Origin of the sequence: Ureibacillus endophyticus (genome assembly GCF_024159215.1) — a bacterium.
Classification (GTDB): Bacteria; Bacillota; Bacilli; order Bacillales_A; family Planococcaceae; genus Ureibacillus; species Ureibacillus endophyticus.
On the sequence record NZ_JAMYWW010000001.1, the window covers coordinates 641,772 to 654,899 of the forward strand.

Below are 13,128 nucleotides of genomic sequence, written 5' to 3' on the forward strand. Positions count from 1 at the left end.
ATACATATAAGTAGATTGAGAGGAAGGTGACACGCTTCGTCAAGATTATGAAGCAGTACAAATGAAAAGACAATTTAATTTAGTAGTATCTTTCTTACTAGCATTCTCGTTGATGTTAGTTGGAGTCGAACAAGCGTATGCATTTCAAACGACAAATGACTCATACCCAGTTTCACAAGGGGTAAAATATTCGAATTATACATATTCTAGTAAGCCTATTAATCATTTAGAAGTTGATTTATCTAATCCATATACGGAGCTACAACTTGGCTTACCGTCTCCTATCAATACTGTATCGACATTAACGGATCGTGCCAATAAAGATTCAAGAGAAGGCAATCGTGTTGTCGGTGCAATCAATGCTAACTTCTATAATATGACAGATGGATATCCGCTCTATTTAATCTCTCAAAATAACAATATTGTAATGCCAGAAGTACTTTCTGATACGAAACAATATTATGTAAGTGAGCCAATTGCCTTTGGGGTTACTTCAAATGGACTGGCTGAAATCGATTATTATGATAGCGATATTATTGTTCAATACAATAATCAAAGCATTGAACTAAACGGTTTAAACCGTACACGTGAATCAAACGAGGGGATTTTATACACACCTCAATATTTAGTTTCAAAAACGCCAACGAATAAATATGGGATGGAAGTAATTGTCGAAACATCTCAAACAATTGGGGCAACAAAATTTGGACAAACATTAACAGGGAATGTAACTGCAATCCGTAATTATGGGGATGAAAATAGACCAAAAATTCCTCGTAATGGTTTTGTTTTATCTTTTAACGGAAAAGCAATGGAGAAATTTAAAAATGTAAAAATTGGTGAGCAAATTTCTGTATCGATTTCCATTGATGCAAAATGGCAAGACGCTAAATTTATCATGGCAAGTGGACCATTACTTGTGTATGGTGGAAAAGTTAACGTTACAATGGATACAACTAGTTCCCGTGCAAGACAAGTAACTCCTCGTACAGCCGTTGCAGTTAGTAAAGATAAGAAAAAAGCGCATCTTATTACAGTAGATAAAGGAATGTCCCTTGCTCAATTTGCTGCGTATTTAGAGAAACTTGGTGTAGATCGTGCAATCAACCTTGATGGTGGTGGCTCTACAACAATGGGTATCCGTAAATACGGAAGCAATACTGTTGTTTTAGCAAACAGTCCATCAGGTGGCACACAACGTAAAATTTCAGCAATCATTGAAGCAGTGAGTACAGGTGCAACAGGAACTGCCACTACAATGAAAGTAACACGAGATCAAATTGGTACAATGTTAGTTGGTTCAACTGTTACTTTAAAACCGAACTATCTATTGGACGAGCACTACAATCCGTTACCAATAAATGTAAACGACTTTATCATTACATCTTCTAAGAATTTAGTAACGGTGAATGGATTAAGTTATACGGCAGCCACACCTGGTTCTGATTCAATTACTGTTCAAAACGGCAATGCACGTCAAAATATTTCAGTAACAGTGGTTGATGCGCCTGCAAGTCTATCAATCTCTTCAACTAGCAAAACGATTGAACAAGGAGCATCTATGCAATTTACTGCCAAAGCAAAAGATGCAAATGGCAACAATTTAATTTATGCACAATCTCAATTAAAATGGGCAGTTGAAGGGGATATCGGTACAATTAGCAGTACTGGTCTATTTAAGTCAAATGGTAAAGATGGTAAAGGAAAAATTAAAGCTACTTTAGGAACAAAAACAGTTTCAACAGACATTGAAATTAATAAAAAACCAATTTTCTCAGATATCAGTAATTCAAATCCTTATAAAGAAGAAATTCAATATCTAGTTGAGCATGGGTTAATTAGTGGTTACGCAGATGGCACTTTCAAACCAAACGCTAATTTAACTCGCGCACATGCGGCAGTTTTATTAAGTCGCGCATTAAATTTGAATGTGTCTAAGGTAACGAATCCGAACTTTACAGATGTTCCGAGCAGTCACGTCTATTATAAGCAAATCGCTGCGATTGAAAATGCCGGAATTATGGGTGGAGTTGGCAATGGGAAGTTTAATCCAAGTGCCAATTTAACGCGTGCTCAAATGGCTAAAATTCTTGTTGAAGCGTTTGATTTAAGTGGTACATCCGAAACGAAATTTAAAGATGTGGGCGAAACGCATTGGGCAGCGCAGTACATCGATACGCTAGCAACGAATAAAATTACAACAGGTTACGGTGACAACACATTTAAACCAAATGTGGAAGTTTCACGAGCACATTTCGCGGTATTCTTATATCGAGCAATAACTAAATAAGTTCGTAAGTTGGTGGGAAACTTTTGTTTTTCACCAACTTTTTTTGATTGGGATGGGGAACCGCCCATAAACTTGCGAAAAGCGCCCATAAAACCCGAAAAACCGCCCATAAATCACTAATAAACCAAACATCAATTCCGCACTTCCACAATAAGACACTATTCGCGTCATTATGCTATACTCAAACATAGAAAAAAGTAAAAGGATGAAGGTACATTGAAAATTGGAATCGTAGGCAACTATGGAAATGATAATAATGGAGATGAAGCAATTTTATTAAGCATCATTCGTCAACTCCAAAAGGCATTCCAAATTGAAACAAGTAATATTACAGTGTTTAGCAATAATCCTAAACAAACAGCGGAGCAATACGGAGTCGAAAGTTACCCGCTTTATTATAAAAACGGCAACGCCATTAAAACATTCATGAAAACGTACAAGCTAAATGTAAAAGTTGTCCAAAAATTAGATTTTGTCGTAATTGGTGGTGGCGGTATTTTAATGGATTTATACAAAAGGGAAGCACCATTGTACGGCTCTTATGCAATGATGGCGAAAAACTCAAATGTTCCTTATGTCGTATATGGATGCGGGGCTGGTCCTCTAAATACCGGTTTAGGTAAATGGTTTATTAAATTCATGGCAAAACATGCTCAAAACATTTCAGTACGTGATCCAAAATCTAAACAACTATTACAACAAATCGGAGTCAAAAGAGAAGTGCATTTAATTGGAGATCCAGCATTTAGTTTAGAAGTGGAACGCAATGGATTTAGCGAGCGTCCTAAAAAAGTAGGCGTTACAGCTGTACCGTATTATAATGCATCTTACTGGCCAACTGGGGATGAAACACTTTATAACAATTACATCACTGGCATGGCAACAAATTTGGATAAACTGATTGAAGAATTTCAGGTGGATGTAACATTTTTTGCAACGAAATATCCGCAAGATGCTGATGTGACAAAGGATATTCAACAAAAAATGAAACATGCTGACAAAACTTCTATTATTGATGAAAATTTAAAGCCACAAAAACTATTGGACCTTTCTGCAACTTTTGATGTATTAGTAGGAACACGTTTGCATTCTCTTATTTTAGCGACAGATGCAAATACACCGATTATTGGCGTTTCATACCATACAAAAGTAAACGATTTTCTACAAATGGCTGGCTTAGGTGATTATTCAATTCCAATTGATTCATTACATGAAAGTGATGATCAATTTACAAAGCTAGTTTCAAAAATGGATAATGATTGGGAAGGCGCAAAACAATTAGCAGCCAATACTAATGGTGATTTTAAACAAAAATCGAGCCTCGGCTTAAAGTTATTGCAAGAAGGTGCGAGTAAATAATGAAAAAAGTATTCGTGATAAGCAATATGTATCCGTCAAAAGAGCATCTGTCTTATGGGATTTTCGTGAAAAACCAGGTAGAGCAGTTGCGTGCACAAGGGATTGATACCATCTTAGCGGTGAATACAAATCCAAATACAGGGAAAGTCAATGTTTTAAAAAAATATGCAAGCTGGGCTGGACAAGTATACTCACTATTTCGAAAAAGTAAATCGAGTATCGGGATTACTCATAGCCATTATGTTTTTCCAAGTGGGATGTTCTCTTACATATTAAATAAACGCTATGGCATTCCATATGTTGTGACAGCTCATGGTGGCGATATTAATAAAATGGCTAAAAAAAGTGCGCGGATTAAAGGTTATACTGAAAAAATATTGCAGCATGCAGACCACATTATTGCAGTTGGAGAAGAGCTTGCTTCTGACATACAAAAGGATTTCCAAATATCGAAAGAACGAATTTCGGTTATGAGTATGGGGATAGATCGCACTGTTTTCCAAGAACCTGTAAACAAAAAAGACCAGGCTGCCTCCTTAGGTATGGACACTAGTCGAGTGAACTTTTTATTTGTCGGAAATATTATTCAAGAAAAAGGTGTGCAAGAATTAATCGAAGCCTTTTTAAAACTAGAAGAAAAATATCCTGAAAAAGCAGCTTTGTATGCTATTGGGTCTACTAAAAATGTTGCTTTTTCTAATCAAATGAAGGAACTTGCACAAAAAAGTAACCATATTCATTTCTTAGAGCCAATGCCCCAAAAGAAACTAGCAGGTTACTTCCAAGCTGCGGATGTTTTCGTCTTACCGTCTTACATAGAAGGGCTAGGTTTAGTTGCATTAGAGGCACTTGCATGTGGTACACCTGTCATTGCATCAGATGTCGGCGGGTTACACTACATGCTTCAAAATGATGCAGGGATTCTTGTACCACCAAAAAATGTAGGAGCTTTATACGGCGAACTGGAGCAAGTCATCCGACAAAATGGACAACTCCAAGTAAATGAAAATCAAATTCAACAATTACTTAAGCTTCATGATTCGAAAGAAATTATAGCGCGGTTAACAGAGATTTACGAAAAGTATTCTGATTAGGGAATGATACATTTTGAAACGATTTTTAAAGATTGTCGGTGCAGTAGCAGCAATCAATGTTCTCGCAAGATTGTTTGGTTTCTTGCGGGAAATTATTATTGGAACTCAATACGGAACGTCTTATATTTCCGATAGTATTTTTAATGCCTATACGATTCCAAACTTTTTATATTTAGTTATTGGTGGCGCATTTACTACCGCCTTTATATCGATTTATCATAAAACGAAAAGTTCAATTGAAGATTATATTAGAAGAACTTTTACAACGATTTTGGTGTCAATTACGATTATTACTCTCATTTTTGTTGTATTTGGTGAAAGTATTTTACATATCGTTTTCCCTGAAGAAACAGGAAAAGAATTCGATATGTTACTTGAACTCTATCAATGGATGATGCCATCGACAATAATGTTAGTGCTGTCTACATGGTTAAGTGGTGTGTTAAACGTACAAGGGAAATTCCATTTATCGAGTTTTTCGGTACTCGTTTATAACATGTCCTTTTTAGTAATTTCAGTTGGATTGTCTTTAGTAATTGGTCCAATTGGTTATGGGATTGGTGCTTTAATCGGTGCGATTTTTATGGTCGGATTCTTACTATTTGGGGTAAGAAAATTAGAGCATGTATCCTTTAAATTAAAATTTGAACGTGCAGAAGATCAAAAAGAGCTTTGGAAAGTTGCGTTACCAATTATGTTAGGTGGAGCAACGGCCCAGATGTATACATTACTTCAACGTATTTTTACAAGCCTTTTAGCAGAAGGTACGGTTTCGGCGATGAACTATGCAACAAAAGTGTCTCAATTTCCACAAGCAATCTTAATGACGGCGGTAACAACGGTTATCTACCCACTTCTTAGTAAGAAAGAAGGAGAAGGGGATGAAGCATCTGTAAAGGCTCTTTACCTAAAGGGAATGCGCATGCTGTACTTACTAGTAATGCCTATTTCAGTTTATTTCTTTTTCCAACCTGAAACAATCGTTCGAGTTGTTTTTGAATACAACAAATTTGGTGCTGCATCAACAGCCATTACTGCACCACTTTTACAAATCTTTAGTTTAACGATGTTTTTCCTTGCTGCAAACACGTATATTACACGTTTCTATTATGCAAAGGGAAACTCGATGACACCGGTAATTTTCAGTTTAATTACTGTTTTTGGTATAAATATTGGAATAACTTATGCTTTAATCGACCGTTATGCTGGAGAAGCGGTTGCATGGGGAAATTTAATTAGCGCCATCATAAACTTCCTATTATTAGTGGCTTACTTACAATGGAAGTATAAATTAAATATCATAGATAAGAATAGCTTACAATTTATTAAGCTAGCTGTATTAACAATTGTGTTCGTCCTAATCAATTGGATGATTGCATCATTTATAGTAATTGATAATAAATTTATCCACATGATTGTTACATTGTTTGTGGCATTGATTGGATATGCAATCATTGTTTACTTATTGAAATTTGACGAGGTAAAAGGAACTATAAATAAAATTCGAAGTAAATTAGCCAAAAGTAACAAATGATTCAAATTAAAATAAGCATCGCCATTTTACAAATTTCCTATATTTAGTTAATTTTTAATATAATAGTTAGGGTTTATGGCATAATTATGATAAAATCCTTTTAAAACAAATATCTTTAATATATAATAAAATTAGTATAATTAAATGGAATATTCTGTTTTTTATAGTTTATATTTTATGGAACTGAATAGGAGAGAGTTAAATTGCCAAAGGGAAGAAGAGTAAACTCTAGTGGGGAAAAAAGTAAGAAATTACTATTAGAAAAAGCAATGGAGCTATTTTCTACTTATGGATATCACGAGACAAAAATTAGTGATATTGTAAAAGCGGCGAATCTAACTCAACCGACTTTTTACCTATACTTTCAAAGTAAAGAATCATTATATAAAGATTTAAATGAGGAATTTAAAACAAATTTTTTTCAATTAGTTGAACAGGATTTGAACGAAAGTAATATGGTGGAAAGTAATATTGAGAATCTTTTAGAACATGTCTTCACATATTTTACTGAAAATCCATACTTAACGAAAATCGGTTTTTACGATTCAGAGGAAGCAGTTGAGATTAAGGGGAAATTTGCAAATATAATATCAAAGAAATTACAAGCTAGTTCTTTAAATGTTGAACCAATTATATTAGCAGATTCAATCGTTGGGGCTATTGAACGGTTAACTTTAACTGCACTATTGCCAAAGCTACGTGAACCAAAACAATTAGCAAAAGATATTGTAAACATCTATTTTGCAAATCAAAAAGAGCTTGTAGGATAAAATGCTTTTAAAGAAAAATGGGCATCTCTAATAAAGAGACGCCCATTTTTTATTCTTTTACAGTAATGTGTATATATTCTCCTGATTTTAAAGCTTTACCATTTTTATCTTGAATCGATGGGTGTACAATAAGCATATATTGATAGCCAGCTTTTAATGATTTTACCGGTTTTACAATTACTTGATTATTGCTGACTTCATAGGTTGCTTCCACTTTACTTCCACCAAGTTCTACTAATTCAATGGCGTTAGCGGCAATCTGCTCTTTCACTGGTTTATTAAATGTAATTTTAAACGTTTTAGAGACTGGCACATTTAGCATTGCTTTTCTTTCTTTATATGTTGGGAATTTTTTAGTGATACTATCGTAATGTGCTTTAAATATAGGGTTTGTAGTCGTTGTAAAATGTGGTTTTAGACCAACATCTTTTACTACCGTCCCCTTTGGACCAAAAAATTCGGCCATTGTAAGCTTCAAATAGCTTCCATCGGATAATGGATATAGTGCTTGCATTGTTCCTTTGCCGTAAGTATTTTCACCATAAACAATCGCTGCATTTTGATCGATTAATGCTGCAACGGTCATTTCAGAAGCACTTGCACTAAATCGATTCACTAGAATTCGTGTATCTTTAGGAAACTTAATATTTTGGGATATTGATTTCTCAAGATAAGTATTTTTCGACTCTTGAAGTTTATATGCATAAGGTGCATCTGGGAACATCCCAATTAGCTTTTCAGCAGTAGATACATAGCCCCCACCATTATTTTGCAAATCAAGGATGAACGATGTTGCACCTTGATTTATTAATTTTGTATAAGCGTTTTTCACTAAAGTCGTACCATTATCTGAAAAGGAGCTTAAAGCAATATAGCCTACATTGCCATATAGCAATTTGCTAGTAACATTAGGCATTGAAAAGGGTAGTCTAGTAATTTTTTTTGTACTTTTTGAGCCGTCTTCCTTCAAGAAAGTTAAGTCAACAGTTGTATTTTCCTTACCTAAAATAAGCGTTTGCGCCTGTTCTATACTCAACTCTACAGTGGATTGACCATTTACGTTAATAATTATATCTCCAGGAACTACGCCTGCTTTGTATGCACTTCCACCTTCAAAAACATCTACTATTAAAATACCTTTTTCGTGTTTTTCAATGACAACACCGATACCTACAGTAGTCATTTCAATTGAATTAGTAAATGCCTCGAATTCTTCTTTTGTAAAATAAGAGGAATAGGGGTCAAGCATTTCAATCATTTCATCAATTGAGTTAGCGCGGTTTAAATCTCCTTTTATTTCTCCAACATAATCATTTTGTATTAGCCATTTAACCTCATCAAATGTTGAGGCAAAGGATTGTATAGGGAGGATGAATAATAGAAATAATCCTAAAAACATTGGTATAATTTTTTTCATGTAAAAACTCCTTATTATGTGACTGTTCTCATTATATATCTTCTAGATTGGTAGTAGATATTAATATTACCAGAAAAATTTCGACAAATTATTTAAGTGATTCTTGTAATTCTGCTTGAATCGTTTGAAGTTCTGTTTTATCAGGGAAGTAGTACCAAATCCCGTTTTCGATACGACCATCACCTTTTTCAAAGTTTAATTGTTTAATATTATTTAAAGCAGGTTTATATGATTTTATGAAAGTTTTCATATCATCGTAGGTAATATTCGTTTCTACGTTCGAACGAATCGTTTCCAAAACAGAAGGGACTTGCCAGATAATATTGAGTGAAGATAGTTGATTCAATATGCTTTCTACAACCATTCTTTGACGAATTTGCCGCCCAAAGTCTCCAAGGGGATCATCATAACGCATCCGCACATAGGCTAAGGTTTCTGGTCCCGATAATACGATCTTTCCTTTAGGGAAGTCAAATTCATCTGTTATAAAGGCAATTTGATTGTCAATTTCAACCCCGTTTAAAGTATCAATTAAGTCTACAAAACCTTCCATATTAATAGAAACAACGTAATCTATCGGAATTTGCAATAAATTTTCTACCGTTGCATAAGTCATCGCTACGCCACCAAACGCATAGGAGTGGTTTATTTTATCGTAAAAATTTAGTCCAACAATTTCTGTATATGTATCTCTAGGGATACTTAACATTTTGATTGTTTGAGATGTAGGATTAACAGTTAGTACAAGGATGGTATCAGCTCGTCCAGGGGAATTTTGTAACTGATCAATGCCAAGTAAAAGAAGTGTTATAGGTGGCGTGTTATTTTTTAGTTCTGAGCTATTTTGAGAGGGTGTAGTAGTAGGAGTAGGTGTAGGTAGAGCTATTTCAGATGATGTATTTTCAATTGTTAGAGGTGAATGGATAGCCTTCATAGTAGCTTTTACATTTAGGAAAAGGTAAGTGGCATAACTAATTATTAATAGAAGGAAGATAGAAATCGTAATGATAATTATTTTTTTCAAAAAAATCTCCTCCTATTACACAATATGCAATGGGAGGAGAGGGTAGTAATTTTTTGTAAGAAAAAACGGGGTGACTTTTTGATTGTTATAATTGAGTGGGTTTTCGGGCTAGACCTTCGACAAACTTAGAAACGTATTCTAGGCAAAAACGTCCTGTCTACTATCTTTCGTTTGCGGTCACCGCTTTTCTTATTGTCTAGCACTATATGTGTTTTTGGTCATTAAATGAATAATCCAACCAATTGCTAGTCCAACGATTGCTGGAATTAACCAGCCAATGCTTTGATCGTACAATGGTAAAGCTGACAAGATGTTTTCGTACCAAGAAACTTCTATTCCAGCCGCTTTAAAACCATCGTATAAACTTACAAGAGCTGTAGCAATTAACGATAAACTGTAAACGATAGGTCTACGGTCAAATAATTGGTCAAATAACACTAAGAACATTAGAACAATCGCAATAGGGTAAATAAACATTAATACTGGTAATGTGATTGAAATTAATTTAGATAATCCAAAGTTTGAAATTACTAAACTAAATAATGTAAAGATTACAGCTAACGTTTTATAAGATAGGCTTGGGAAGAGTTTATGGAAATACGTTGCGTTTGCAGAAACTAATCCAACTGCTGTCGTAATACAAGCCAAAACAATAACTAGCGATAAAATAATATTACCTGCACTACCAAATAGCACTCGTGCAGATTCGGCAATTATACTAGCACCGTCTCCTAAATAACCGATTTTTTCAGTACTTGTAGCACCGATATATTCTAGTGAGATATAAACAAACGCTAATCCAAGAGCAGCGACAATACCTGAGAAAATTGTAATTGTCACTTGTTTTGAGCGCTCCATAATGCCTTTCGCTTGTAATGATTGAACGATGACGATACCAAATACTAAAGAAGCTAACACGTCCATTGTTAAGTAACCTTGTACAAAACTTTCAGAAAAAGCCTTTGTTACATATACCCCTTGTGCCTCACCAAAGCTACCCATTGGAGTAATAAATGATTTAATTGCAAGTAAAGCGATAACGATTAGTAAAGCAGGAGTTAAGATTTTCCCAATACGGTCTACTAATTTTGTTGGATTTAAAGATAAATAAAGCACAACTGCAAAGAAAACTAACGTAGTAATTAATAATGGAACTCCACTTGTTTTAGTAGCCTCAGATAAAAATGGAGCAATCCCAATTTCGTATGTAACAGCACCAGTTCTAGGTATTGCAAAAAGTGGTCCTATTGATAAATAGATAACCGCAGTGAAAATGGCACTAAACATTGGATGGATTCGATTTGCGACCACTTGTAAATCTCCACCATTTTTCGCAACTGCAATTATCCCAATTAACGGTAAACCGACACCAGTAATCAAAAATCCGATAATTGAAGGAAGAAATTCTGTTCCGGCGTTTTGACCTAGTTCAGGTGGGAAAATAATGTTACCAGCACCAAGGAATAATGCAAAAAGCATAAATCCAACAGCGAGGTTTTCTTTAATAAACTTCATAAAAACCTAAATCCTTTCTAAATTTGAAAAGCAAAAACTTTCAAAAAATAATAATTATTTGTGTTCACACAAGGTGAAATTGTATCACAGAATTCAAAGAAATCAAATAGTATATTCATATTCTTTACTAACATTTGTCGAAATATTGATAAATTCGTAAAATTTTTTCTTTAAATAATGGATTGTGTATCGTCGAAAAATTAACTAAGATGGTAATATAGGAAAATTCCTCATTGAAAGGGTGATTACACCAAATGAGTTACAACAAAAAATTACTTTTATTTACATCTGCTATCATAGCAACTTCTATTGTTACACCCCAAATTGCAGAAGCTTCTACATATGTAGTAAGTAAAGGCGATACATTAACAAAAATCGCAAAAACTAGTAATACTACTATTGATCAGTTAAAAGAATGGAACAAATTAAAAAATGATACTATTTTTGTAGGTCAAAAACTTGTTGTCCAAAGTAGTAAAACTAGTAAGCCTGTAGCAAATACAAATACGATAACGGAATCAATTGAAAAGGATGTTTCTACCTATAAAATAGAAAAAGGTGATACGTTATCCAAAATCTCTAAAAAATTCGGAGTTTCAATTGCGGATTTACAGAAGTGGAATAAACTAGATTCTGATAAAATTTTTGTTGGACAAGTATTGAAATTAAATCCAACAGCACAAATTAGTAATATCGGAGAACCAGTGAAGGATTTTGCAAATGAAGTAATTGCTACAACAGATCAACAAATTAATAATCAGCTTTCAAAAGAAGTTCCTATTAAACAAGCTCCTTCTAGTAACGTTCAAACAATATATAAGAAAGTAATAGAGTTAGCAAATACGTTTATTGGTACACCTTATTTGTATGGTGGTAATACTCCTGAAGGTTTTGATTGCAGTGGTTTTGTACGCTATGTCTATTCAAATGCAGGAATCAATATTGTTCGAAAAAGCAGCAATGACTATTTTTTAAATGACACAACAACGGTTCAGACAGCGGTTCCGGGGGATTTAGTGTTCTTTAAAGAAACATATATTGCAGGAATCTCACATATGGGAATCTATTTAGGTGATGGCGTATTTATCCATGCTGGCAGTGATGGAGTTGAATTGTCGAAATTAGAGTATGAATATTGGAATTCACGGTTTGTTACATTTAAACGCTTTAACCAAATAGCTTCTAAATAGTTAATTCTATTAACCACCTCTATCTTTAGTAGGTGGTTTTTTATATGAATCTATGTAAAAAAGACGATTTAAGTAATGAAAAGGTTTCATTTTATATTACAAATGTTACAAAAATCGAGAAATTTCTTTTCAAATTTTATGTTAATAGCTTAATAAAAGTATAAATATAAATTTAGAAACTAAGGAAAACCTTGGTATTATTGGGTTTTAATCCATTACTAAAAATGCGAAAATTATCAAACTATGTAACTTCTTTGTTATTAAACTGTAATGTCACAGAACAAAATCTCGTGGTACTCTTAATACAGATAATTTGACAGAATATTTACTTTTAGAAGTTGGAGGGGCACATGAGATATAGCAAGCGAATTCGACAATTCATACTAGCAACTGTAGCTGGACTAGCATTATACTTTTCACCAATCGTGGCAGAAGAATCTTTTGCTGCAGAAAAGGGAGATATAACAGCGGTTGAGTTAAAAGAATCAGCAAAACAATATTTAGGTGTCCCTTATCGATATGGCGGCACATCAGAAAATGGTTTCGATTGTTCAGGGTTTGTTTTAACGGTTTATAAAGAGTTAGGAATCAAATTACCACGAACTTCTTCATCTATGTATCAAGTAGGTGAAAAAGTAAGTAAAGATGACTTACAACCAGGCGATTTAGTATTCTTTAATACTTCTGGCAGTGGAATTTCTCATGTGGGTATTTACTATGGTGATGGAAAATTCATTCACTCACAAACAGGTAAAGGTGTAAGTATTACAGAACTTAACGACAAATGGTACTGGGGCGACCGTTATGTAGGTGCAAAACGTGTTGCAAATGTAAAATTAGTAGCAAAAGCTGACTAATACATAGAAAAAAGTGTAGATGGAGACAATATTATTGTCTATATCTACACTTTTTTCGTTTTTGCGTATTTAAGAAAT

10 protein-coding genes are annotated in these 13,128 nt (G+C 34.0%); 7 read left to right on the top strand and 3 right to left on the bottom strand.

Annotated elements, in window-relative coordinates; translation table 11 throughout:
• Window positions 1-61: 61 nt before the first annotated feature.
• The 5 genes from NKR20_RS03145 (at window position 62) to NKR20_RS03165 (ending at window position 7,047) form a co-directional block, all read left to right on the top strand.
• Window positions 62-2,290: an S-layer homology domain-containing protein gene (locus tag NKR20_RS03145; protein ID WP_253423522.1), complete on the top strand. Its 2,229-nt coding sequence runs from the start codon at window positions 62-64 to the stop codon at window positions 2,288-2,290.
• Between the two features lie 216 nt (window positions 2,291-2,506).
• Window positions 2,507-3,649 carry a polysaccharide pyruvyl transferase family protein gene (locus NKR20_RS03150; protein ID WP_253423525.1) on the top strand — a complete coding sequence of 381 codons (1,143 nt, stop codon included), beginning with the start codon at window positions 2,507-2,509 and terminating at the stop codon, window positions 3,647-3,649.
• Window positions 3,649-4,743 (top strand): glycosyltransferase, encoded by a 1,095-nt coding sequence (locus NKR20_RS03155; protein ID WP_253423528.1) that lies wholly within the window; start codon window positions 3,649-3,651, stop codon window positions 4,741-4,743. Before NKR20_RS03150 ends, NKR20_RS03155 begins: the two co-directional genes overlap by 1 nt.
• A 13-nt stretch (window positions 4,744-4,756) precedes the next feature.
• A complete protein-coding gene (gene murJ, locus NKR20_RS03160; protein WP_121215642.1) occupies window positions 4,757-6,277 on the top strand; it encodes a murein biosynthesis integral membrane protein MurJ in 1,521 nt (506 codons plus the stop codon).
• Window positions 6,278-6,480: 203 nt separating this feature from the next.
• Entirely contained in the window at window positions 6,481-7,047 is a 567-nt protein-coding gene (locus NKR20_RS03165; RefSeq protein WP_253423531.1) for a TetR/AcrR family transcriptional regulator, read from the top strand.
• A gap of 49 nt (window positions 7,048-7,096) precedes the next feature.
• On the opposite strand, the gene NKR20_RS03170 is transcribed toward NKR20_RS03165, so the two are convergent.
• From NKR20_RS03170 to brnQ, 3 genes are all read right to left on the bottom strand, one after another.
• On the bottom strand, window positions 7,097-8,464 hold the full coding sequence (locus NKR20_RS03170; protein ID WP_253423535.1) for a S41 family peptidase: 1,368 nt from the start codon (window positions 8,462-8,464) through the stop codon (window positions 7,097-7,099).
• Between the two features lie 88 nt (window positions 8,465-8,552).
• A complete protein-coding gene (locus NKR20_RS03175) occupies window positions 8,553-9,488 on the bottom strand; it encodes an LCP family glycopolymer transferase (protein WP_253423537.1) in 936 nt (311 codons plus the stop codon).
• A 189-nt stretch (window positions 9,489-9,677) separates the two neighbouring features.
• The gene (brnQ, locus tag NKR20_RS03180; RefSeq protein WP_253423540.1) at window positions 9,678-11,003 is read right to left on the bottom strand and encodes a branched-chain amino acid transport system II carrier protein; all 1,326 of its coding nucleotides are present in this window, start codon (window positions 11,001-11,003) and stop codon (window positions 9,678-9,680) included.
• 254 nt (window positions 11,004-11,257) lie between these two features.
• On the opposite strand from brnQ, the gene NKR20_RS03185 reads away from it, so the two are divergent.
• On the top strand, window positions 11,258-12,193 hold the full coding sequence (locus NKR20_RS03185) for a C40 family peptidase (protein ID WP_253423543.1): 936 nt from the start codon (window positions 11,258-11,260) through the stop codon (window positions 12,191-12,193).
• 350 nt (window positions 12,194-12,543) lie between these two features.
• Window positions 12,544-13,050, top strand: coding sequence for a C40 family peptidase (locus NKR20_RS03190; protein WP_121215416.1), 507 nt, complete (start codon window positions 12,544-12,546; stop codon window positions 13,048-13,050).
• Window positions 13,051-13,128 lie beyond the last annotated feature (78 nt).

Coding starts and splice junctions, on each gene's coding strand:
- NKR20_RS03155 (WP_253423528.1), top strand. CDS start 3,649: ATGAAAAAAGTATTCGTGATAAGCAATATGTATCCGTCAAAAGAGCAT.
- NKR20_RS03185 (WP_253423543.1), top strand. CDS start 11,258: ATGAGTTACAACAAAAAATTACTTTTATTTACATCTGCTATCATAGCA.
- NKR20_RS03170 (WP_253423535.1), bottom strand. CDS start 8,464: ATGAAAAAAATTATACCAATGTTTTTAGGATTATTTCTATTATTCATC.
- brnQ (WP_253423540.1), bottom strand. CDS start 11,003: ATGAAGTTTATTAAAGAAAACCTCGCTGTTGGATTTATGCTTTTTGCA.
- NKR20_RS03145 (WP_253423522.1), top strand. CDS start 62: ATGAAAAGACAATTTAATTTAGTAGTATCTTTCTTACTAGCATTCTCG.
- NKR20_RS03190 (WP_121215416.1), top strand. CDS start 12,544: ATGAGATATAGCAAGCGAATTCGACAATTCATACTAGCAACTGTAGCT.